The organism is Glycomyces sp. NPDC050141, assembly GCF_055586545.1.
On sequence record NZ_JBVJHZ010000055.1, the window covers coordinates 1 to 22600 of the forward strand.

The 22600-nt window shown below is 71.0% G+C and carries 21 protein-coding genes and 1 pseudogene; 5 read left to right on the forward strand and 17 right to left on the reverse strand.

The window, feature by feature from the left end:
• Positions 1-87 precede the first annotated feature (87 nt).
• Positions 88-2019: an asparagine synthase (glutamine-hydrolyzing) gene (gene asnB / locus ACZ60M_RS23450; protein WP_465421351.1), complete on the reverse strand. Its 1932-nt coding sequence runs from the start codon at positions 2017-2019 to the stop codon at positions 88-90.
• 279 nt (positions 2020-2298) lie between these two features.
• Here asnB and ACZ60M_RS23455 point away from each other — a divergent pair, with 279 nt between their 5' ends.
• Positions 2299-2952 (forward strand): response regulator, encoded by a 654-nt coding sequence (locus tag ACZ60M_RS23455; protein ID WP_465421353.1) that lies wholly within the window; start codon positions 2299-2301, stop codon positions 2950-2952.
• Here the strand turns inward: ACZ60M_RS23455 and ACZ60M_RS23460 are convergent.
• The gene (locus ACZ60M_RS23460; RefSeq protein ID WP_465421355.1) at positions 2933-3280 is read right to left on the reverse strand and encodes a hypothetical protein; all 348 of its coding nucleotides are present in this window, start codon (positions 3278-3280) and stop codon (positions 2933-2935) included. The genes ACZ60M_RS23455 and ACZ60M_RS23460 overlap by 20 nt on opposite strands.
• Before the next feature lie 271 nt (positions 3281-3551).
• Here ACZ60M_RS23460 and ACZ60M_RS23465 point away from each other — a divergent pair.
• Positions 3552-3653 (forward strand): annotated as a pseudogene (locus ACZ60M_RS23465) (histidine kinase); the annotation flags it as partial.
• Positions 3654-4127: 474 nt separating this feature from the next.
• Here ACZ60M_RS23465 and ACZ60M_RS23470 read toward each other — a convergent pair.
• Complete coding sequence (locus ACZ60M_RS23470; RefSeq protein WP_465421356.1) at positions 4128-4964, reverse strand: phosphoribosylaminoimidazolesuccinocarboxamide synthase; 837 nt, start codon at positions 4962-4964, stop codon at positions 4128-4130.
• A 154-nt stretch (positions 4965-5118) separates the two neighbouring features.
• Between ACZ60M_RS23470 and lipA the strand changes: the two genes are divergently transcribed.
• Positions 5119-6027: a lipoyl synthase gene (gene lipA, locus ACZ60M_RS23475; RefSeq protein WP_465421392.1), complete on the forward strand. Its 909-nt coding sequence runs from the start codon at positions 5119-5121 to the stop codon at positions 6025-6027.
• Between the two features lie 30 nt (positions 6028-6057).
• A complete protein-coding gene (locus ACZ60M_RS23480) occupies positions 6058-6753 on the forward strand; it encodes a DUF4191 family protein (protein ID WP_465421358.1) in 696 nt (231 codons plus the stop codon).
• An 86-nt stretch (positions 6754-6839) separates the two neighbouring features.
• On the opposite strand, the gene ACZ60M_RS23485 is transcribed toward ACZ60M_RS23480, so the two are convergent.
• From ACZ60M_RS23485 to ACZ60M_RS23495, 3 genes are all read right to left on the reverse strand, one after another.
• Entirely contained in the window at positions 6840-7250 is a 411-nt protein-coding gene (locus ACZ60M_RS23485; RefSeq protein WP_465421359.1) for a DUF3040 domain-containing protein, read from the reverse strand.
• Positions 7251-7420: 170 nt separating this feature from the next.
• Complete coding sequence (gene dinB / locus ACZ60M_RS23490; protein ID WP_465421394.1) at positions 7421-8605, reverse strand: DNA polymerase IV; 1185 nt, start codon at positions 8603-8605, stop codon at positions 7421-7423.
• A 324-nt stretch (positions 8606-8929) separates the two neighbouring features.
• The gene (locus tag ACZ60M_RS23495) at positions 8930-10090 is read right to left on the reverse strand and encodes an alkaline phosphatase family protein (protein ID WP_465421360.1); all 1161 of its coding nucleotides are present in this window, start codon (positions 10088-10090) and stop codon (positions 8930-8932) included.
• A gap of 208 nt (positions 10091-10298) precedes the next feature.
• Here ACZ60M_RS23495 and ACZ60M_RS23500 point away from each other — a divergent pair, with 208 nt between their 5' ends.
• On the forward strand, positions 10299-11342 hold the full coding sequence (locus tag ACZ60M_RS23500) for a hypothetical protein (protein WP_465421361.1): 1044 nt from the start codon (positions 10299-10301) through the stop codon (positions 11340-11342).
• Between the two features lie 283 nt (positions 11343-11625).
• Here ACZ60M_RS23500 and ACZ60M_RS23505 read toward each other — a convergent pair whose 3' ends face one another.
• The 11 genes from ACZ60M_RS23505 to trpB all read right to left on the reverse strand — a co-directional run bounded on the left by ACZ60M_RS23505 (position 11626) and on the right by trpB (position 22528).
• A complete protein-coding gene (locus tag ACZ60M_RS23505; protein WP_465421362.1) occupies positions 11626-12288 on the reverse strand; it encodes a response regulator in 663 nt (220 codons plus the stop codon).
• Between the two features lie 47 nt (positions 12289-12335).
• Positions 12336-13493: a sensor histidine kinase gene (locus ACZ60M_RS23510; protein ID WP_465421363.1), complete on the reverse strand. Its 1158-nt coding sequence runs from the start codon at positions 13491-13493 to the stop codon at positions 12336-12338.
• A 171-nt stretch (positions 13494-13664) separates the two neighbouring features.
• Positions 13665-14429, reverse strand: a complete 765-nt coding sequence (locus tag ACZ60M_RS23515) for a methyltransferase domain-containing protein (RefSeq protein WP_465421365.1) — start codon at positions 14427-14429, stop codon at positions 13665-13667.
• 293 nt (positions 14430-14722) lie between these two features.
• The gene (locus tag ACZ60M_RS23520; protein WP_465421366.1) at positions 14723-15487 is read right to left on the reverse strand and encodes a WecB/TagA/CpsF family glycosyltransferase; all 765 of its coding nucleotides are present in this window, start codon (positions 15485-15487) and stop codon (positions 14723-14725) included.
• Positions 15487-16470, reverse strand: a complete 984-nt coding sequence (locus ACZ60M_RS23525) for an NAD-dependent epimerase/dehydratase family protein (protein WP_465421367.1) — start codon at positions 16468-16470, stop codon at positions 15487-15489. The genes ACZ60M_RS23520 and ACZ60M_RS23525 overlap by 1 nt, the downstream gene beginning before the upstream one ends.
• Before the next feature lie 38 nt (positions 16471-16508).
• The gene (locus tag ACZ60M_RS23530) at positions 16509-17480 is read right to left on the reverse strand and encodes a hypothetical protein (RefSeq protein WP_465421369.1); all 972 of its coding nucleotides are present in this window, start codon (positions 17478-17480) and stop codon (positions 16509-16511) included.
• A 33-nt stretch (positions 17481-17513) separates the two neighbouring features.
• Entirely contained in the window at positions 17514-18002 is a 489-nt protein-coding gene (locus ACZ60M_RS23535; protein WP_465421371.1) for a GNAT family N-acetyltransferase, read from the reverse strand.
• A 131-nt stretch (positions 18003-18133) separates the two neighbouring features.
• Positions 18134-19288, reverse strand: a complete 1155-nt coding sequence (locus ACZ60M_RS23540) for an FAD-dependent oxidoreductase (RefSeq protein WP_465421372.1) — start codon at positions 19286-19288, stop codon at positions 18134-18136.
• Between the two features lie 29 nt (positions 19289-19317).
• On the reverse strand, positions 19318-20379 hold the full coding sequence (lgt, locus tag ACZ60M_RS23545; RefSeq protein WP_465421374.1) for a prolipoprotein diacylglyceryl transferase: 1062 nt from the start codon (positions 20377-20379) through the stop codon (positions 19318-19320).
• Between the two features lie 163 nt (positions 20380-20542).
• The gene (gene trpA, locus ACZ60M_RS23550) at positions 20543-21334 is read right to left on the reverse strand and encodes a tryptophan synthase subunit alpha (RefSeq protein WP_465421375.1); all 792 of its coding nucleotides are present in this window, start codon (positions 21332-21334) and stop codon (positions 20543-20545) included.
• A complete protein-coding gene (gene trpB / locus ACZ60M_RS23555; RefSeq protein ID WP_465421377.1) occupies positions 21335-22528 on the reverse strand; it encodes a tryptophan synthase subunit beta in 1194 nt (397 codons plus the stop codon).
• Between the last annotated feature and the right edge of the window lie 72 nt (positions 22529-22600).

A 22600-nucleotide genomic window follows, 5' to 3' on the forward strand; every position in this document is an offset into this window, starting at 1 on the left:
TACAACACCGGTATTCGGAGGGCCTTCCGCCTTGCGAGCGAACAAACGGACTCGGATACCGCCGCTCCCTGATTCGCAGGACAGGCCCTAGGCGGCCTGGTGGACCAGGCCGTGGCTGTCCGACCCGGTCGCGGTCCGGGGGGCGCGGACGCGGTCCCAGCCGAGCGGGGGCCGGTCGAGCTGGGAGTACCAGAGGCAGAAGACCATGACGGCCCACACCTTGCGGGCGTTGTCGGCCTCCCCGGCGCGGTGGGCGCGCAGCAGGCCGCGCGCGAACTCGAGGTCGAGGAGGTGCCCGCAGCCGCTGGAGGCGAGCACCTGGTCGGCCCATTCGAACATGGGCCCGGCCAGCCACTGCCGGTGCGGGGTCGGGAAGCCGAGCTTCGGGCGCTCCACGATCGTGGGCGGGACGATGTGCTGCACGGCCCGGCGCAGCGCGACCTTCGTCTGGCGGCCCTGGAGCCGCTGCTCGACGGGGACGCGGGAGGCCACCTCCCACACGGCGCGGTCCAGGAACGGCACGCGCAGCTCCAGGCTGTGCGCCATGGACATCCGGTCGGCCTTGACGAGGATGTCGCCCTTCATCCAGGTGCGCAGGTCCATGTGCTGCATGCGCGTGGTCGGGTCGAGGTGCGCCGACTCGTCCCAGATCGGGTCGGTGACGTTGCGGTACGGCGGGGCCTCGTGTCGCAGCAGGCGGCGCTTGTCGTCGCCGGTGAAGATCTTCGCGTTGCCGACGAACCGCTCGCGCAGCTCGGCGGTGCCGCGCTCGAGGAAGCTCTTGCCCTTGACGCCGTCGGGCAGGACCGCTGAGGCCTTGCGCAGCAGGCCCTTCGCGGGGTCCGGGAGCGATTCGAGGCGCTTGAGCGAGTGCGGCTCGTGGTAGATCGTGTACCCGCCGAACAGCTCGTCGGCGCCTTCGCCGCCGAGGGCGACGGTGACGTGCTCGGCGGCCTTCTTCGTCACGAAGTACAGCGGGACGAGCGCCGGGTCGGCGACCGGGTCGTCCAGGTGCCACACGATCTTCGGCAGCTCCCGGATCACGTCGTCGACCGAGACGGGCGCGGGGATCGAGCGGACCCCGAGGGCCGCAGCGGAAGCGGCGGCGACTTCGAGCTCGTCGTACAGGCCGGGGTCGGTGAACTGCGCGGTGAACGTCAGCAGGTTCGGGTTCACTTCGCGAGCCAGCGCGACCACGGCCGTGGAGTCGATACCGCTCGACAGGAGCGCGCCCACGGGCACGTCGGAGCGCATGTGGATGCGCACGGAGTCGCGCAGTGCGGCGAGGATCTCGCCGTGGAGGGCTTCGGGGTTCTCGACGGGCCGGGGCTTGAACATCGGCTCGAAGTACCGCTGCGGGCGCGGTTCGGCGCCGGCCCGGAACATCGCGAAGTGCCCGGCTTCGAGCCGGTGGACGTGCCGGTGGAGGGTCGCCGGTTCGGGCGCGTACTGGAACGTCGCGTAGTGCGCGGTCTGGTCGGCGGCGATCATGTCCGGGTGGGTGAGGCCGGGCAGGAGCTTCTTCTCGCTGGCGAGCCAGGTCGCGCCGTCCCACTGGGTCCAGTAGAGGGGCTTGATGCCGAACGGGTCGCGGGCGGCGAAGAGCAGGTCGGCGGAGCGGTCGTAGATGACGAACGCGAACATGCCGCGGAGGCGGTGGACGACGTCGGGGCCCCAGTGCCGGTAGGCGGCGAGGATGACCTCGGTGTCGCCGCGGGTCGCGAAGGTCTCGCCGTGGACGCGCACGAGTTCGTCGCGCAGTTCCACGTAGTTGTAGATCTCGCCGTTGAACACGATCGAGTAGCGCTCGTTGTCGGCGCCGTCGCCGCGCCGCATGGGCTGGTGGGAGCCTTCGACGTCGATGATCGAGAGCCGTTTGAAGCCCATGAGGACCTGCGGGCTCGCGGCGAGGACGGCCGTCTCGTCGGGGCCGCGGTGGCTGATGAGCTCCAGGGCGGCGGCGAACCGGGTCCCGTCGGGGTCGGTGCTCGCTCCGGCACGGACTGCGAAGCCGCACATGGTGCCTCCAAATCGGTGGGTCAGGTCAGGGGGGACTTCCAGATTCGTTCAGCGAGAGCGCGTTTGCCTCCGGCGAAGTGCCGGAGCCGCCCCGGTGAAGGACCCTCCGAAAAACCGTCCGATGGACTTCTCCGGGTCCGGCCGAAGGTCCCGAGTCGCCCCGCCGAAGGTCGGGAATACCAACCCGCCATGTGGATGAGCGGGTACCCGACTTGCAGCGGGTGGCCGCTTCCAGGGATGATGAGCGTTCACATAACGAATAGGCCACAGGAGGCGCACGTGATTCGAGTGCTCATCGTCGACGACGAGGCGCTGATCCGCTCGGGGTTCACCCACATCCTCAGCGCCGCTGAGGACATCGAAGTGGTGGACGCGGTCTCGGGCGCCGACGCGGTCGACCGCGTGCTCGCCCTGCGGCCCGATGTCGTGCTCCTGGACATCCGCATGCCCGACGTCGACGGGCTCACGGTCCTCAAGCGCCTGCGCCACCTCTCGCATCCCCCCGTGACGGCCGCGCTGACCACGTTCGACACCGACGAGTACGTGTACGAGGCGCTGCGGCTCGGCGCCGCGGGCTTCCTGCTCAAGGACACCGAGCCCGAGCACCTCGCCTACCAGGTGCGTGCCCTGGTCACCGAGGGTGCGGTGCTCTCGGCGAAGGTGACGCGCGCCGTCGTCGCCGGGTACCTCGACCGGTCCGCCGAGACCAGGGCGAACCCGCGCATCGACCGGCTCACCGAACGCGAGAAGGAGATCCTGCTCCTGCTCTCCGAAGGGAAGTCGAACGGGGAGATCTCCGCGGAGCTGTTCCTCGGCCTGGGCACGGTCAAGGACCACGTCTCGTCGATCCTCACGAAGCTGCAGGTCTCCAACCGGGTGCAGGCCGCGCTCGCCGCGCACGACGCGGGCCTGCTCAAGGGCGACGGGGAGTGACGAGGTTCGGCCTGCCCGAGAAGATCCCGCAGTGGTGGTGGGACGCGGGCGTCATGGCCGTCGCGATCGTCCACCTGGCGACCGTCCTCCACGTGTCCAACCAGCCGGCCGCGACCTTCGCGTGCATCGGCGTGGCCGCGCTGCTGCTGCGCAGGCGGTGGCCGTTCCTGGTGTTCCTGGTGACCCTCCCGGCGGCGTTCCTGGTGTTCGAGAAGGTCGCCTCGATGATCGCGCTGTACACGCTGACCCGCCAGTCCCGGCGGCCGTGGCTGTCGATCACCGCGACGCTGATGCTGGTGTTCTGCTTCGTCGTCCAGGGCGCGCACATCTATGACGCGTTCTTCGGTCCATGGGCGGCTCCGACGTTCGCGGAAGCGTGGGAGCAGCTTCCCGCCCGCCTGGAACCCTTCGAGTGGACGCTACGCTCGTCGCTCTTCTACGTGCTGATGGCGGTGGTGCCCGCGATCCTCGGGTACAGCCAGAAGGCCCGGCAGGGCATGGCCGACCGGCTCGCCGAGGTCGAGGAGGCCCGCGAGCACGAGCAGCTGCTGCTCACCCAGCAGGCGCTCGCGGCCGAGCGGGCCCAGCTGGCGCGGGAGATGCACGACGTCGTCTCGCACCAGGTCAGCCTGATCGCGGTGCAGGCGGGGGCGCTGCAGGTGCGGTCGCAGGACGAGGAGAGCCGCGAGATCGCCTCGACGATCCGGCGGCTGTCGGTCACGACCCTGGAGGAGCTGCGGCACATGGTGCAGGTGCTGCGGGTCTCCGGGTCGCGGGCGACCGAGCTGACGCCGCAGCCGACGCTGGACCAGCTGGAGGTGCTCGTCGAGGGCTCGGGGATCGAAGCCCAGCTCCACGTCGAGCGGATCGTCGGCCTCGACCCGGCCGGGCAGCGCGCGATCTACCGGACCGTGCAGGAGGGGTTGACGAACGCCCGCAAGCACGCCCCGGGCGCGGCCGTGACAGTCGCGGTAGTGAACGCGGGCGACGGCGCGGAGGTCAGCGTCGTGAACACCCCGGGTTCGCGGCCGGTGCTGGAGCTGCCGAGCTCGAGGCACGGCCTGCTGGGCCTGAAGCAGCGCGCCGAACTGCTCGGCGGCCGCTTCGCGGCGGGCCCGACGCCCGAGGGCGGCTGGGACGTGCGGGTATGGGTGCCGCGGGTGACCGCGAGCCCGTTAGCTCCAGGTCCGGCCGGTGAGCAGCTCGTACGCGTCGATGTACCGCGCGAGCGTGGCGTCGATGACGTCCTGCGGCATCTCGGGGGCGTCGGCGTCGTCGGGCTTCCAGCCGGTCGAGCGGGCCCAGTCGCGCACGTACTGCTTGTCGAAGGACGGCTGGGTCTGGCCGGGCTTCCACCCGGCGGCGTCCCAGAAGCGCGACGAGTCGGAGGTCAGCGCCTCGTCGGCCAGGAGCAGGTTGCCGTCGCTGTCGATCCCGAACTCGAACTTGGTGTCGGCGATGATGATGCCCTTCGACAGGGCGATCTCGGCGCCGCGCCGGTAGAGCTCGAGCGCGAGGTCCCGGACGCGGGCGGCGAGGTCCGCGCCGACGAGGTCGGCGGTCTCCTCGAACGTCATCGGCAGGTCGTGGTCGCCGACATCGGCCTTGGAAGTAGGGGTGTAGATCGGCTCGGGCAGGCGCGAACCGTCAACGAGGCCTTCAGGAAGCGCGATCCCGCAGACCGTGCCGGACTTCTCGTACTCGGCGAGACCGGAGCCGGTGAGGTAGCCGCGCACGATCGCCTCGACCTTCACGATCTCCAGGCGCTTGACGCGGACCGCGCGCCCCGCGAACTCGGCGGGGACGTCCTCGGCGGAGATCACATGGTTGGGGACGACGTCGGCGAGCTGCTCGAACCACCACAGGCTCAACGCGGTCAGGAGCGCGCCCTTGCCGGGGACCTCGGCGGGAAGGACCACGTCGTAGACGCTGACGCGGTCGGAGGCGACGAGGACCAGGTCGCCGCCGTCGGCGTACACGTCGCGGACCTTGCCCTGGTGAATGAGTTCCATCGCTGCTCCCCTGCTCGACTCGCCCCTATTAGACCAGCGGGAACGTCATCCTACGTTTCGCCGCGCGCGCCGCTGTGCCCAGCGACACCTGCCGTCCGGCGCGTGCGCGGCGTAGGCTGGGCCGGTGACTTCCGTACAGCCTGAAGGACGCCGGATGCTGCGCCTCGAAGTGCGCAACGCCCAGACCCCGATCGAGAAGAAACCCTCCTGGATCAAGGTCAAGGCCAAGACCGGCCCGGAATACACCGAGCTGCGAGGCCTCGTCAAGAGCGAAGGCCTGCACACGGTCTGCCAAGAAGCCGGTTGCCCCAACATCTACGAGTGCTGGGAGGACCGGGAGGCGACGTTCCTCATCGGCGGCTCCCAGTGCACGCGCCGGTGCGACTTCTGCCAGATCGACACCGGCAAGCCCGACGCGCTCGACCGCGACGAGCCCCGCCGCGTCGCCGAGTCCGTGCAGACCATGGGCCTGAAGTACGCCACGATCACCGGCGTCGCCCGCGACGACCTCGACGACGGCGGCGCCTGGCTCTACGCCGAGACCGTGCGCCGCATCCACGCGGCCGTCCCCGGCTGCGGCGTCGAGCTCCTCATCCCCGACTTCAACGCGGTCCCCGAGCAGCTCGCCGAGGTCTTCTCCTCCCGCCCCGAGGTCCTCGCGCACAACGTCGAGACCGTGCCGCGCATCTTCAAGCGCATCCGGCCCGCGTTCCGCTACGAGCGGTCCCTCGAGGTGATCACCAAGGCCCGCGAAGACGGCCTGGTCACCAAGTCGAACCTGATCCTCGGCATGGGCGAGACTCGCGACGAGGTCTCCCAGGCGCTCAAGGACCTCCACGCCGCCGGCTGCGAGCTCATCACCATCACCCAGTACCTGCGCCCGACCAAGCGCCACCACCCGGTGGACCGCTGGGTCAAGCCCGAGGAGTTCGTGGAGCTCACCGCCGAAGCCGAGGAGATCGGGTTCGCCGGGGTCATGAGCGGCCCGCTCGTGCGCTCCTCGTACCGCGCCGGGCGGCTGTACAAACAAGCGATCGACGCACGGGCCGCAGCCCCCGCTTAGTTCGCGAGACCGACCACTAGAATTGACGACATGGCGAAGCAGCAGGAAAAAGAGACGTTCGGCTCCCGGATGAAGACCATCGGGATGGCGATCAAGTTCACCAACGAGCGGGACAAGCTGTTCCTGCCGCTGGAGGCCGCCGCGATCCTGCTGCCCTTCGCGATCATCACCGCGCTCGTCGTCTTCGCGAAGTTCTCCCTGCTCTGGTACGTCAGCGCCCTGTTCGTGGCGCTCCTGGCCGGCCTGATCGTGCTCAACATGCGCACCAGCAAAGTGGTGAACAAGGAGGCCGTGGGCAAGCCGGGCGCGGCGTACGCGCTCATCGACGGCATCCGCGGCTGGCAGGTCACCCCCGGCGTCGCGGCCCTGTCCGAGACGCAGATGGTCCACCGCGCGGTCGGCAAGGCCGGCGTGGTGCTCCTCGGCGAGGGCGGCGGCAAGGTCCGCAAGCTCCTCGGCCAGGAGAAGAAGCGCATCTCCCGCGTCGTCGGCTCGACCCCGGTGTACACGTTCCTCGTCGGCGAGACCTCCGGCGACGACTTCTCGGTCACCGAGGTCCGCAAGCGCCTCATGAAGCTGCCCAAGAACATCGACTCCAAGGACGCCAACCACATCGCCAAGCGCCTCGACGCGCTCGGCATCGGCATGGCCATCCCGAAGGGCCCGATCCCGACCAGCGCCAACGCCGGGAAGGGCGCGCGCCGCGCCATGCTCCGCGGCCGCTAAAGACTGCTGAACGCGAACCGGCCCGGCGGGTTTCCCCGCCGGGCCGGTTTTTCGCTCGCTGCCGCTCGTGCCGCAGCGCTCACGTCTTAGAAGATGTCACCGTTGTCGCGGCGGCGGCGCCACCGCTCCTCCATGCGGGAGGTGAACCCGCCGGGCTTGGGGGACTTCGAGCCGCCGGTGGACCGGCTCGCCTTGCCGTCGACCGCCTTCAGCTTCACGTTCGTGCCGCGGCGCTGCGCCCACAGACCGAGGATCAGACCGCCGAACATGAGGACCGCGCCGATCGGCGCGCCGAACATCGCGACATCGCCCCCGGCGATAACGGAGCCGATGACGACGCCGATGCCGATGACCGAGACGATCCCGGCCAGGATGAGCCTGCGCCGGGTCACGTGCGCCGGGTCGTGGGCGCGCACAGCAGAGGCGAACTGCGGGTCTTCGGACAAGGACTGCTCGATTTGCTCGAACAGACGTTGTTCGTGGTCGGAGAGCGGCACGACACTCCTCCTGCGCTAGTGCTCGACGGAGCCGCCGCCAAGCCGGCGACTCCACTGCTTGCATCCAAGTCTACGAGGCTTTCGCCCGAGGCGGAAGGCAGTTCGTGCTTGAATCAGTCCGTTCTGGCCACGATGCGCACGCTGACGGGGACGCCCCGGCGCAATAGCGCTCACCGGCGCGGGTTCCCCGAATCCGGGGTGTCTACACGCGAGTCCCGCCGCGCCAGACGCGCCGCCGAGCGCACCGCGCCCTTCCCGAACTTCGCGCTCGCCTCGTCCATCACCGCCTCGATATCGCGCCAGCCGTGCTCCGGTTCGCCGAGCGCGACCTGACGGCCCACCGCAGCCGCCTCGACCAGGTGATCGAGCTTCACACCGATCAGCCGCACCGGCGCCGTCGCCGCCGCATCCGCCAGTTCCCTTGCGGCCGCATAGAGTTCGCGCCCCACGTCCGTGGGCGCGGCGAGCATCCTCGAACGCGTGATCGTCTTGAAGTCCCCGAACCGGATCTTCACCGTCACCCCGCGCCCGGCCCAACCGGCGGCCCGAGCCCGAGAAGCAACCTTGCGAGACAACTCCAGCAGCACCGGCCCCCAAACGGAACCGTCAGGAGCATCCGTATCGAAAGTCGTCTCATTGGAGATCGACTTCTCGACCCGTTCGGGCCGCACCGGCCGAGGGTCGATGTTCCGGGACAGCGCGTACAGGTGCTCCGCGCTGGCCGTCCCCACCGACGAGGAAAGACTCTCGATGTCCAAGCGCGCCAGGTCCCCGACCGTGCGCATCCCGAGCCGCGTCAGCTTCTCGGCGGTCTTCTCGCCGATCCCCCACACCGAGCGGATCGGCAGGCGGTGCAGGAACTCCAGCTCGGTCGCCCGCGGCACGACCCCGAGCCCGTCGGGTTTGGAGGCCTCGCTGGCGAGCTTCGACAGGAACTTCGTGGACGCGATCCCCACCGTGCAGGTGATGCCGTGCTCGGCACGCACGCGCTCGCGGATCGCGCGGGCGATCGCGACGGGCGAGCCGATGAGCCTGCGCGCGCCCGCGACGTCGAGGAACGCCTCGTCAACCGAGATCGGCTGGACGTGCGGCGTGAACTCGCGGAAGATCGCCATGACCGCCCGCGACACTTCGCCGTACGAGGTCGTCGGTGTCAGGAACACGCCGTGCGGGCAGCGGCGGCGCGCGATCGCGGTCGGCAGCGCCGAGTGCACCCCGAACTTGCGGGCCTCATAGGAAGCGGCGGAGACGACCCCGCGGGGCCCGAGCCCGGCGACGATCACGGGCTTCCCGCGCAGCGAGGGGTCGCGCGCGATCTCCACCGAGGCGAAGAACGCGTCCATGTCGACGTGCATGATCCCGAGGCCGTCATCGGACAGCCCGGGCCCGATGAACCTATGAAGATCGCTGGCCACCCCCGAAGCCTAACCACAGGGACCGACAACCGCCCCCGACCGAGCCGCCCGCAGCGCAAACGCATCCGTGTCGGACCCGTGTGGGAGTGTGGTCCTTTTCGGTTGGTCGGAGGCGGATGCGGGTGGGAAGGGGCACGCCCTACGCCCGCCACGCGGGCGCCGCAGGCGCCCCGCGCCCCGCGCCCCGCGCCCCGCGCCCCGCGCCCCGCGCCCCGCGCCCCGCGCCCCGCGCCCCGCGCCCCGCGCCCCGGCCGCGACCATGCCTCAGCCGTTGCGGTAGCTCCACAGCGGTACCGCCATCTCGGCCGCCGTCAGGCCGCCGTGGTGGCCGATGAGCCTCGCGACATGCGGCGGCTCGCCCTCCACGCCCACGATCGCGAACGTGTCCCGGCAGGCCACCACCAGGTCCCCGATGCGCTCACGCGCCGCCGCAGTGACCTTCGGGCCGAACCAGCCGCGCTCGACCGCCTCGTCCCGGTCGATCACCTCGGCGCGGTCGCCGACCGCCGCCGTCCACGCCTGCCGCACGTCCTCGACCGCGCCCGGCGCGGCGTACAGGTACCGCATCCGCCCGTCCCCGGCGACCGCCGCGACCCCGTGAGTCAGGTCGGGCCGCCGGTCCACATGCAGCCGGTCGGTGATGTTGACCATCCCGTGGTCGGCCGTCACCAGCAGCGCCGCGTCCCGAGGCAGGCCCGTCAGGATGCCGTCGATCGCCTCCGCGACCTTCGCGACCGCCTCCAGCCACTGCGGCGAGCCGATCCCGTGGAAGTGCCCGGCCGTGTCCACGTCCGGCAGGTACGCGTACACCAGGCTCCGGTCCCCGCGCGCCAGCGCCGCAATCGTGCCTTCGGCGACCTCGTGCGGCGCGATCGCGGGGAGCCAGTCGGCGCCGCGGTAGATCGCGCGGGTCAGGCCCGTGTCGCGGAACGTCCCGTTCGATACGACGGTGCAGACGACGCCCTCGGCGTCGGCCTGCTCGAAGCAGGTGGGCTCGGGCTGCCAGGTCTCGGGGTCGGGCGCGCCGTCCCAGCGGATGTGGGTGACCAGGTCGCCGGTGTCGGGCACGCGCACGGTGAAGCCGATGATCCCGTGCTCGCCGGGCGGGAGGCCGCACGCGAGCGACGCGAGGCTGATCGGGGTCGAGGACGGCACGGTGGCGGTGATCGGGGTGAGGGTGCCGAGTTCGCCGTGGTGCATGGCACCGACCGTGGCGCTGGCCTGGGCGGCCTGGCCGAGGAGGTGGAAGCCGAAGCCGTCGAGGAGGAGCACGGCGACGCGGCGGACGCCGTCGAGCTCGGCGCTGCGCAGGTTGACGCCTCGGGTCGGGAGTCCAAGGGCCGCAAGGGCGGTCGGCATGACATCGGCGAGCGTGCCGGTGCCGTAGGCGGGCCGCATCGCCGTGAGGTACGGGCTCGAAGGCATGGCCCGAGGCTAGCCGGTTTCGTGTCGGTTCGGCCACACCATGCACCGATGCGGCATGCCGCGGGGTGCGCGGGGCGTGGGCGGCGGTTGACCGGTGCTGCGCGGCGCCGCGCCTGCGGCGGTCACGTTCGCGCACGGCTGCGGCGCGGCGGTCCGCGGGTCGTTCCGTTCCCCGCTTTGAAACGAGTAGGGCTCATATTCTGGTGGTATGTCCCAGACTCCCAGCCAGGGCGGACCGCCTGAAGGAGGGGACCCGCGGGAGTCCCCGCAGGGCGGATGGCAGCCGCCCGAAGAGCCCCCGCAGCAGAGCGGCCCCGACCCGCAGTCCCCGGAGCCCGGCGCGCAGCAGCCAGGATGGCCGCAGCCGCCGGGCGGCACCGGCCCGCAGTACGGCAGCCCGTGGCAATCCCAAGGCGCGCAGCAGTACTCGGGCGGGCAGCAGCCTCCGCAGTTCCCGCCGGGCGGCTACGGGCAGTACCAGTACGGGCCGCCGCCCCCGGAACGCAAGCACACCGGCCTGATCATCGGCGTCGTCGTCGCCGTCGGGGTCCTCCTCGCGGGCGTGCTCGGCGTGATCGGCATCAACATGATGCGCGGCGGGAACGACGAGGCCGCAACCGATTCGAGCACCTCAGAGGCGCCATCCGAAGAGGACTCCGGCGAGCAGGACCAGCCTGGGCAGCCGAACGTCCCCACCAGCTCGTGCCTGCCGTACGAGCCGCAGCTGGCCCCGTTCGGCTTCGACCTCTCGACCGCGTGCGACAGCACCGACGCGTTCTGGAGGATCACGAACTCCAGCGACACGACCGCGGCCGGCGTGACCCCTGACGGCTCGCTCGCCGACACCCAGGTCGCCGTCGACCTGTGCGGCGCGGAGTACGCGAGGCTGCAGCTCGGCGAGTTGTGGAAGGACTGGTACTTCACTTACGACAGCGCCACGCTCGTGGTCGAGCAGCTGGTGTGCGTCGAAGCGATCGGCAACCCGGACGCGGTCGGGCGGGTCCCGATCATGCCGGACACTGGCTCCTGCTTCGACGACAGCGACCGGTGGTGGACGGTCCCCTGCGACCTGCCCGAGGCCCTGTACGTCGTGGTCGACACGGTCGCGATCGAACCGCCTCGGGCCATGACGCTCGAAGAGGCCGACGCGGCGTCGGCGCCGTGCTCCGGCGGAGCCCTCTTCTGGCAGGTCGCGGACGCCGACGGCCGCACCACCAACGTCCTATGCGGCGACACGCTGTTACTCGCGTGACCAACGCGCCCCCGGCCAAGGCCCGCGGGCGCCCCGCGCGGTCCGCATCCGCAGTCGACTTCAGCAGCCGCCCAGTGCAGCCCGCACCACTCGCCCGCTCACGCCCGCTCCCGCCTCAGCCCGGGCGCGGCATCGGCGCCCACTCACCGCCTGCTCCCGTCCGCCTGGGCGCGGCATCGGCGCCCACTCACCGCCTGCTCCCGTCTCAGCCCGGGCGCGGCATCGCCGCCCGCTCACCGGCCCCCGCCGGCCCCCTTCACCTCCCTTCCTTCCTTGGCGTCCTTCACACCTCCGGGATGTCGAGGCCCGACCGGTACGCGATGGCGACCAGTCCGGCGCGGTCGCGCGCGGCGAGCTTCGTGAGGAGCTTCCCGACATGGGTGCGGACCGTGGCGGGGCTGATGAACAGCCGCTCGCCGATCTCGTCGTTCGCCAAGCCCGTGGCGACCCACCGCAGGATCTCCAACTCGCGTTCGGTGAGGCCGCCGAGGCTCGGGTGCGGCTTCCCGGTGCTCGTGCCGCGTTCGGCGTACGCGTTGATGACCTTCCGGGTGACGTCAGGACTCAGCAGCGAGTCCCCGGCGGCGGCGAGCCGCACTGCCTTCAGCAGGTCCTCGGGCGGCGCGTCCTTCATGACGAATCCGGCGGCGCCGTTGGAGAGTGCGTCGAAGATGTAGTCGTCGACCTCGAACGTCGTGATCATGACGACGCGGGTGGCGGCCAGGGCCTCGTCGCGGCTGATGCGGCGCAGCACTTCGAGCCCGTCGATGCCGGGCATGCGGATGTCGAGCAGCGCCACGTCGGGCCGCAGCTGCGACACGAGGTCCCAGGCCTCCTGGCCGTTCTCGGCTTCGGCGGCGACGTGGATGTCGCCCTCGCTGTTGAAGAGGTTGCGCAGCGCCATCCTGATGAGGCTCTGGTCGTCGGCGATCACGAGTTCGATCATGCGCGGTCCTCCGTTGGGGGCGTTGGCAAGCGATAGCTGGCTGGTGGTCAGGCGGTGCTGGGGACGTAGGGCATGTCGGCTTTGACAGCGAATCCGCCGCCGGGCCGGGGCGCGGCGCTGAAGACGCCGCCGCTGGTGACGACACGCTCCATCATGCCTGTGACACCTTGGCCGATCCTGTCGAAGTCGATCGGCCCGCCGCGGCCGTCGTCCTCGACGAGGATGCGAATCCACGTTGGGTCACAGTCGATCCGGACCTCGGCTCTGGTCGCCTCGGCGTGGCGGATGACGTTCGTCAGCGATTCCTGGACCACCCGGTAGGCGGTGGCGGCGATATTGGTGGGCACGATCCCGGGCTCGCCGGAGACGGCGTACCCGACGTCGAGCCCGCCCGTCCTGATCGCCTCCACAAGGGGCTCGATATCGGCGATCGCGCCGGTCGGGCGCAGCTCGGGCTGCCGGCCCTGGCGCAGCGGCGCGAGAGTGGCGCGGAGGTCCTGGAGCGCGCGGGTCGAGGCGTCACGGATCGCCTGAAGATTCTCGACGACCTCCGGCGGCGCGCCCTGCTGCTGCTCCAGACCGTGCTTTTCCAAGACGTGCAGGGCCACACCGGCGTTCATGCTGACCACGGCCAGGCTGTGGCCGACCACGTCGTGGATCTCCCGGGCCATCTCGACGCGCTCGTCGGCCCGGTACCGATCACGCTCGGCCTCTCGTTCACGCGACCTCGCATGGCGGGCCTCGCGAACGATCCGCCCGCCTGCGGCGGCGATGCCGAGCCACACGAGGGTGATGCTGGCGTTCACCCACAAGTCGGGGATATCGCCGAGGACGAACGTCTGGAATGCCGTGTTGACCGCGAACAGCCCGGCCAGCACGATCAGGACGGTCTTGAGCGGCCGCGCGAACGCGAAGAAGAAGACCGCGACCGCCGGGAGCATGTAGATCGGGCCCTCCGGCAGGCCGAGGAACAAGTACAGGTAGAGGCCCGCGAGGGACCCGGCGAGCGCGATCTCGGGCCAGCGGCGGCGCACCGCCAGGAACGCGGCGGTGACGCCGATGAGGACGAACGCCAGCGGCCCGGGATGGTGGTCGTCGGCCGCGCCGATCGTCGTACCGGCCGTGAGGACCGCGAGTAGTGCGGCGAGGCCGATATCGAAGGCGAGGGCCGGAATCCTGGTCCGGGAGGCGGTTGGCGTGGTCATTCGTCCAGGCTACGGTCCTGCGGCCCGATCGCCTTCGGCACGAGGACGTAAATGCGTCTACGCATCTTGACGTAGACCCGGCCGGGCCGGGCTGGCCCGGACGCGGTCTGCGGTCGGTCCGTCCGATCGAGCGCGGTCAGACGCTTTCGGCGGTGCGGGTCGCTCCCCCGGTCAGAGCTTGGGTTTGCGGGCGAGCAGGTGGATGTGGGTGGCCATGTCCCGGAAGGGAACCCGTGCGGCGGTGGCGAGTTCGAACTCGCGCAGGGCCTCGCCGGTCTCGCCCTTCGCGGCGGCGGCCGGGAGGAGGTCTCCGACGACGCCGACGCCGTGGACCTGCTCGGTGACGAGGCCGGAGCCGCCGACGAGCGCGGTGAGCGTCGCGGTCTCGAAGCGGCGCTTGATGGTGTCGCGGCCGGGGACCACACCGTCGACGTGGGTGAGCAGGTCGAGCGCGGTCTGGAAGTGCCCGGCGAGGGCCTTGCCGAGGACGGCGGCGATGCGGTTGGCGACGAGGATGCTCACGGCGCCGCCCGGCGCGCAGACGCGGCCGAGGGCGTCGAGCGCGGAGTCGGGGTAGTCGACCATCTCCAGGACCGAGTGGCACAGGACGAGATCGGCGGTGCCGGGTTCGGCCACGTCGGGGAGTTCGTCGGCGTCGGCCTGGACGGCTTGGACGCGGTCGGTTACGCCCGCGTCGGCGGCGCGCTGGCGGAGGGAGGCGAGCGCGTTGGCGCTGGGTTCGACGACGGTGACGTCGTGGCCGAGTTCGGCGAGGGGGACGGCGAATCCGCCGGAGCCGCCGCCGACGTCGAGGATGCGGAGGGTCGCTCCGGTCCCGGCGGCGAATCGCTCGATCTCGGCCGACAGGACCGACCACACGACGGCCATGCGCGGGTGGTGCCCGGTGAGCGTGATCTCTTTGGGAATGTCGACCATGCGCCACAGCCTAGCGCCGCTGCGCCTCGCGGGGTAGGAGGGCGGGGAGAGTGCGGAGAGTGGGGCGGAGCCGAATGTGAGCGGAGGGTCTACACAATTCGGACATCGATGGGCCCCCGACATCAACCCTGCACCACGGGTCCGACATCGTTCGCGGGCGCGAAACGTGAGCGGAGGGTCCCGGCAAATCGGACATTGATGGGCCCCCGGTTTCAACCCTGGCAGAGGGGTACGACAGAAAGCCGCCGCCGAGCTCCCAAAAGGGAAGCTCGGCGGCGGTGAAGGCGTTTCGGCTAGTCGCGCAGGAACGGGGGGCGCTTGCGGATGGCTCGCAGGTAGGCCGGGTTGTTCTTGAAGTAGCGGCGCCAGAGGCGCTTGGGCTCCTTCGTGAGCCGGTAGAACCATTCGAGGCCGTTGCGCTGCATCCACGGCGGGGCCTGCGGGACGAGCCCGGCGTGGAAGTCGAACGCCGCGCCGACGCCGAACATCGCGGGGGCGTTCAGGCGGTCGCGGTGGGCGGCCATCCAGCGCTCCTGCTTCGGCGTCGAGAGCCCCACCCACACCAGCTGCGCGCCGGAGTCGTTGATGCGCTTGACAATTGCCTCGTCCTCCTCCTCCGTCAGGGGACGGAACGGCGGCGAGTACATGCCGGCGAACTTGACGCCCGGGATGCGCTCGGCGAGCTTCTCGGCGAGCAGTTCGGGCACGCCGTCCTTGCCGCCGTAGAGGAACGAGGTCCAGCCGCGTTCGGCGGCGCGGGCGAGCACGTTGAGCATCAGGTCGGGCCCGTAGACCCGGTCCATCCAGTCGGCGCCGGCCTTGTGCCCGGCCCACACCATCGGCATGCCATCGGGCGTGGTGAGCCCGGAGGCGTTGTGGATGGCCAGGAGCTCGGGGTCGCGCTGGGACTCCATGACGCCGTGCACGCCGGTGACGCACACGTACTGGCGTTCACCGGTCTCGACCCAGCGGGTGACCTCGGCGAGCGCCATGTCCTGGTTGACGGTGGAGACGCCGACGCCGAGGACGTCGACGCGGCGGAGCTTCGGGTCGGACATTAGAGGCCGTACTTGGCCTTGACCTCGTTGTAGACCCACTCGTAGGTCTTGGTCATGCCCTCGCGGAGGCTGATCGACGGCTCCCAGCCGTAGTACTTCTGGATGAGCGTGTTGTCCGAGTTGCGGCCGCGCACGCCCAGGGGGCCGTCGATGTGCTTGAGCTCGATGTCGATCCCGGCGATGTCGGCGACCAGGTAGTACAGGTTGTTGATGGTGGTCAGCTCGGAGGAGCCCAGGTTCAGGGGCTCGGTGACGTCGCCGCGGGTGAACATCTTGGTGCCGTGGACGCAGTCGTCGATGTAGGTGAAGGAGCGGGTCTGCTCGCCGTCGCCCCAGATCTCGACGCTCTTCTCGCCCTTGAGGGCGGCGAGGGCGATCTTGCGGCAGGTCGCGGCGGGGGCCTTCTCGCGGCCGCCGTCCCACGTGCCCTCGGGGCCGTAGATGTTGTGGTAGCGGGCGATGCGGGTCTCCAGGCCGAAGTCCTCGCGGAAGTGGCGGCACATGCGCTCGGAGAACAGCTTCTCCCAGCCGTAGCCATCCTCGGCGTCGGCGGGGTAGGCGTCCTCTTCCTTCAGGGGCGCGATGTTCGCCTCGGTCTGCTTGTAGCCGGCGTAGACGCACGCGGAGGAGGAGTAGAAGAAGCGGCCGACCTCGGCGTCCTTCGCGGCCATGAGCATGTGGGTGGAGGGGAGCACCGAGAGCATGCACAGGGCCTTGTTGTTCTCGATGAAGCCCATGCCGCCCATGTTGCACGCGAGGTTGTACACCTCGCCGGCGCCGTCGCCGACGGCCTCGCGGCACGCCTCGAGGTCGGCGAGGTCGCGCTGCAGGTTCTCGGTGTCGCCGTGCACCTGGTACCACTCGTCGAGGGGCTTGACGTCGACGGCGCGAACGGTCTTGCCTTCGGCGAGGAGGCTCGCCACCAGGTGCCCGCCGATGAACCCACCGGCTCCCGCCACTACCGCGTCCACGCTTGCCGCCATCGTCACTCCTCAAGGATTCGGGTACGGGGAAAGAAGCCTCAGCCTACCCGTCGCGTCTTCGCGCCAACCAGCCGGGAAATGGGGTGTAAGTCACCTTTGGGGGCTGTTTCCTGCGGGTTCGCGGGCTCGCCGCTGCCGCGCCGCAGCAGTTGCGCGGGGCCGATCACGAACAGGTCCGGGTCGGGGTCGGCACCGATCGCGGCCTCGACGCGCGGCGCGATGCAGTACAGGCGCGTCTGCGGGTCGCCGAGGAGCCGCCTGACGTAGCGGAGGCGTTTGAGCTGGCGTTCGACCATCTGGAACTTCCAGCGGGTGGTGCCGAGCGCGATCGGTTCGCCCGCTTCGTTCCACGCGACGAGCTCGATGGTGCGCAGCTGCCGGAAGCGCGGGTCGGGGACGGTCAGGCGCGTGGTCTGGACGGCGGCCGGGTCGTTGAGCGCCCATTCGCGGGCGAGCCGGTGGAACTCGGGGCGGCACACGTACCGGTCCCAGCGGGCGTGGGTCATCCGCCACAGCTTGTCGGTGATGTACCCGCGCCGCCAGCGCGCCAGGTGCGGGGCGAGCATCGCGTAGTGGAAGCGCGCGAGGCGGTGCTCCATGGTCCAGAACGGCGCGTCGGGTTCGAGCGGGTTCGCTTCGGCGCGTATGAGTCCGGCCGTTTCGAGGCGCGGGAGGAGCACGTCGAGGTCCGCTTCGGACAGTCCGGTGGTGGCGCGCAGGTCGTAGGGGGTGCGGGGGCGGGTGGTGACGGCGGTCAGGACGTCGTCGACCGCTTTGTCGGGGGCTTCGCCGAGGACGTCGGCGACGGCGCCCGCCGCGGTCTCGAGGAAGGGCCCTTCGGGCCGCAGGAACGCGGCCTTGACCCAGGTGTCGGCCTCCTGCCGGTTCTGCGGCAGGTCGCCGGCCCGGGCGAGGAGGGCGGGGTCGGAGCCGAGGAGGGCGTGGACGCTGACGGCCGTCTCGGGGTCGGCGACGCCTACGGAGAGGATGGACTCGCGCAGTTCGTTCATATCGGTTGCGATGCTACACAGGTGCTGCGCGGGTCACAGTTCACGGAACATGAGGTGCATGCCGACCAGGCCCCGCACCGGGTGCCGGAAGGTCTCGGGGAGGACCGCGAGGGTGCGGAAGCCGAGGGAGTGCCACAGGTCGACGGCGCGGGTGTTGGTGGCGACGACGGCGTTGAACTGCATGGCGGTGTAGCCGTCGGCTTTGGCGCGGGCGAGGGCGGCTTCGCCGAGGGCGCGGCCGAGGCCCTGGCCGCGCACGGCCGGGTCGACCATGAACCCGGCGTTGGCGATGTGCGAGCCGCGGCCGGGCTGGTTGGGGTGGATCTCGGCGATCCCGGCGACGCGGTTGTCGACTTCAGCGACGAGCGCGCACGCGGGCGGCTCCTTCTCGATCCAGTAGGCGCGCAGGCGTTCCTCGGGCGTGTCGGGCTCCCACACGAAGTGCTCCCCTGAGGCGACGATCGGGGCGGCGAAGGCCCACACGGCTGGCCAGTCCTCGGGGCGGGCGTCACGGATCTCCATGAGCCGAAAGCGTAATCACGGCGGCGGGTGCGCGCCAGTCCCTACGCGACCCGGGAGGTGTCGTACCCCTGTGACAGGGTTGAAACCGGGGGCCCATCAATGTCCGATTTGCGCAGACCCTCCGTTCACCTTTACCGCGGCGGCTGCCAGTCCGACAGCGACGCCGCCTGGTGCTGGACCCACGAATCCGGTACCGCGCGCAGGAGGCTCTTGGTCATCCCCCGCCCGCCCGACGCGATCGTGTGGACCCGCTTCGACAGGCGCGCGACCCGTTTGACGCGCGCCATCCGGGCCCGGTCGTAGGAGCCGAGCGCGGCGGGCACCGACTCGGGGCTGCGCCGCAGCGCCCACCCGAGCGTCACCGCGTCCTCCAGGGCGAGGCTCGCGCCCTGCGCGAGAATCGGCGCGACCCCGTGCGCGGCGTCGCCCAGCAGCACCAGGCCGCCGTTGCCGACCGGCTGGTGCAGGACCGGCGGGACCGGCCACACGTACCGCACCGGCTGCTGCGTCAGCTCCGAGGGCCGGGTCGCGGCGATGAACTTCCCGACCGGGTCGGGCCAGTCCGCGAACCACCGGTTGATGAGCTCGTGCTGGATCTGCGGCGACTCCGGCCGCATCCCGCCCGGCACGGTCGCCCACCAGCACGCGCCCGCGTGCCCGAGGTCGCCGAAGCCGAACCGGCGCCGGTCGGGCCCGTAGATCTCGACGGCGTCCGTGGTCCGCTCCGGGGCGCGGTGGGCGGGCACGAGCCCGCGGAAGCACACCACCCCGGCGTCCACTGTGGGCGATCCGGGGGCGATGAGCTGCCGCGTCGGCGAGTCGACGCCGTCAGCGGCGACCACCAGGTCCGCGTCCCAGCGCCGGGAGGCGTCACCGGCCGCCAGGTCGACCATGTCGATCCGGTCGACCTGCGTGGCCGGATGCACCTCCACGTTGTCGCCCAGGCGCGACACCAGCGCCTCGTACAGCATCGCGGTGTGCACCATCACCGACGGCGTGCTGTCGTCCGCGCCGAGCACCGCCGCCGCGAACGAGCTCGACAGGCGCTCCTCGTTGCGGATCTCGAACCGGTCGACCGGCGTCCCGGAGGCGTCGAGCATCGCGTCGACCCCGAGCGCGCGCAGCGCGCGCACGCCCGAGGCCCACATGACCATGCCGAGGTCGTCGCCCTTGAGGCGTTCGCGCCGCTCCAGCAGCGCGACCCGCCAGCCCAACCGGGACAGGACGATCGCGCTGGCGAGCCCGGCGACGCCGGCGCCGACGACTACGGCTCTTCGGTTCTGCATCTGCACCTGCCTGGGGGGATCGGCGGCGGTCAGCTGTCGTCGCGGGTCTTGCCCGCTTCGGCCGAGTCGTCCTCGTCTGCGGAGGCGTCCTCGGCGGTCGGCTCGTCGGGGACGGCGTCGTCCTCGGGCCGGTCGGGCACGGCGTCGTCCTCGGCCGCTTCGGCCTCGTACGCGGCGGACTCGATCTCGCCCGGCTCGGCGCCCTTGGGGAGGGCGCCGTCGACGTACCCGGCGGCCTGGGCCTCAGCGGAGTTCCAGCCGACGAGGACGCGTTCGCCGCCGTCGAGGACGAACACCTTCCTTTGGCCGCGCACCAGGAGCAGGTAGGCGATGGCGGCGACCACGACGACGATGCTCACCCACTGGTTGAGCCGGAGGCCCATCGCTCCCTCGGCGGGGTCGATGCGCAGGCCCTCGATCCAGAACCGGCCCGTCCAGTACAGGAGGACGAAGAGGGCGACGGCGCGCCCGGCCCCGAACTTCCACTTGCGGTCGGCGAGGATCACGACCAGCGCGACCCCGAGGTTCCACAGCAGTTCGTACAGGAAGGTGGGGTGGAAGGTCGCGTACTGGGAGTACCCGGCGACGCGGTGGTCGGCGTCGATGGACACGGCCCACCAGGCGTCGAGGGGCTTGCCGTACAGCTCCTGGTTGAACCAGTTGCCGAGGCGGCCGATGGCCTGCCCGACGGGGATGCCGGGGACGCAGGCGTCGGCGACCATCGCGAACGGCAGTTTCAGCTGGCGGCAGCCGAGCCAGACGCCGACGCCGCCGAGGAGGATCGCGCCGGGGATGCCCAGGCCGCCCTCCCACACCGCGAGGGCCTTCCACGGGTCGCCGTCGGGCCCGAAGTAGGCGTCGGGGCTGGTGAAGACGTGGTAGAGGCGGGCGCCGACGATGCCGAACGGCACGGCCCACACGGCGATGTCGAGCACGGCCCACTTGGGGGCGCCCCTGGAGCGCATGCGCGCCTCGGCGATCCAGCAGGCGGCGACGATCCCTGCGATCAGGCAGAGTGCGTAGGCGCGGATCGGGATGGGGCCGAGGTGCCAGACGGACTCCGACGGGCTCGGGATATATGCGAGGTCCACGACGAGTAAACCTATCGGTTCAGGGTCCGGCCCGCTGCACGGCCCCGAGCCGGTCCCACGCCTGCGCGCCGCGGCGGCCCCGCGGCCTGCCGCAAAGCCCGCGAACCGGCCCCGGGCACGGCGAAGCCCCGCGGGAGTGCTCCCGCGGGGCCGCCGAACCGTATTACCGCCGCACGCCCGCGGCGAGGTCCGCGGTGAGCTCGGCGAGCTTCTGGTGGCCCGAGGGGATGTCCTCGGAGTCCAGGTAGCAGTTGACGATCGCCGAACCGACGATCACGGCGTCGCCGTACGCGCCGATCTCGGCGGCCTGGTCGCCGTTGCGCACGCCCAGGCCCACGCCGATCGGCAGGTCCGTGTGCTTGCGGGTGCGCTCCACCAGTGCGGGCGCGACCGCCGACGTGGCCGAGCGGGCGCCGGTGACGCCCATGACCGACTGCGCGTACACGAACCCGCGGCACGCCGCCACCGTCGAAGCGATCCGCTCCTCAGTGGACGACGGCGCGACCAGGAACACCCGGTCCAGACCGTGCTTGTCCGAAGCCTTGATCCACTCGTCCGCCTCGTCCGGGATCAGGTCGGGCGTGATCAGCCCGGCCCCGCCCGCGGCCGCGAAATCGGCCGCGAACCGGTCGACCCCGTACCGCTCCACCAGGTTCCAGTACGTCATCACGAGGATCGGGACGCGGCCCGCGACCGCCTCGGTCACCTCGAACACCTGCCGGGTCCGGAACCCGCCCGCGAGCGCCTGGTCGGCGGCCTTCTGGATCGCCGGGCCGTCCATCACCGGGTCCGAATAGGGCAGGCCCAGCTCGATGATGTCGGCCCCGTGGTCGATCATGATCTCCACGGCCTTGATCGAGTCGGCCAGCGTCGGGTAGCCCGCGGGCAGGTACCCCACGAGCGCCGCCCGGCCCTCGGCCCGGGTCTTCGCGAAAGCGTCCGCAGCGTGCAGCATCTACTCGCCCTTCTCGAAGCCGTAGTACTCGACCACGTTGCCCATGTCCTTGTCGCCGCGCCCCGAGAGGTTCACCAGCACTCGCGAACCGGCCTTCAGGCCCTTCGCGAGCCGCAAAGCGCCCGCGAGGCCGTGCGCCGACTCGATCGCGCAGATGATGCCCTCGGTGCGGGCCAGCTTCTCCAGCGCCGCCATGGCCTCCGCGTCGTCCACCGGCTCGTACGAGGCCCGGCCGGTCGCGGCCAGGTGCGCGTGCTCGGGGCCGACACCCGGGTAGTCGAGCCCGGCCGAGATCGAGTGCGACTCGATCGTCTGCCCGTCCTCGTCCTGCAGCACGAACGTGCGCGCCCCGTGGAGCACGCCGATCTGCCCGGCCGTGATCGTCGCGGCGTGGCGGCCTGTGTCGTAGCCGTCCCCGCCCGCCTCGAACCCGAACAGCTTGACGTCAGTGTCGTCAAGGAACGCCGTGAAGATCCCCATCGCGTTCGAACCGCCGCCGACGCAGGCCGCGACGACGTCGGGAAGGGTGCCCGTGCGCTCCAGGAACTGCGCGCGCGCCTCGTCCCCGATCCCCCGGCAGTAGTCCCGCACCATCTGCGGGAACGGCGCGGGCCCGCCGACCGAGCCGATCAGGTAGTGCGTGTGGTCCACGGAGGCGACCCACTCGCGCAGGGCCTCGTTCATCGCGTCCTTCAGCGTCCGCGAACCGGTCGTGACCGGCACGACCTCAGCGCCGAGCAGCCGCATCCGGGCGACGTTCAACGCCTGGCGGCGCGTGTCCTCCTCGCCCATGTACACCGTGCACTCCAGCCCGAAATAGGCCGCGGCGGTCGCCGAGGCGACGCCGTGCTGGCCCGCCCCGGTCTCGGCGATGATGCGGGTCTTGCCCATCCGCTTGGTCAGGAGCGCCTGCCCGAGTACGTTCCGGATCTTGTGCGCGCCAGTGTGGTTCAGGTCCTCGCGCTTGAGCCACACCTCGACCCCGGCCTCCTCGGAGAGCCGCTCGGCGAAGTACAGCGGCGACGGCAGGTTCCCGTACTCGCGGCCCAGCTTGTCCAGCTCGGCTACGAAGGCGGGGTCCGCGAGCGCGGCGGTGTGGGCGGCCTCGAGCTCGTCGAGGGCGGCAATGAGCGCTTCGGGGACGAAGCGTCCCCCGAATTCGCCCCAGTGGCCGCTGGCATCTGGGTTAGTCACGGTGTTCGCTCCCTTTCGCAACTCGCTGCCCGGGCGCGCTCGCGCGCACAGGCTCACCTGTGTGTCCTCGCC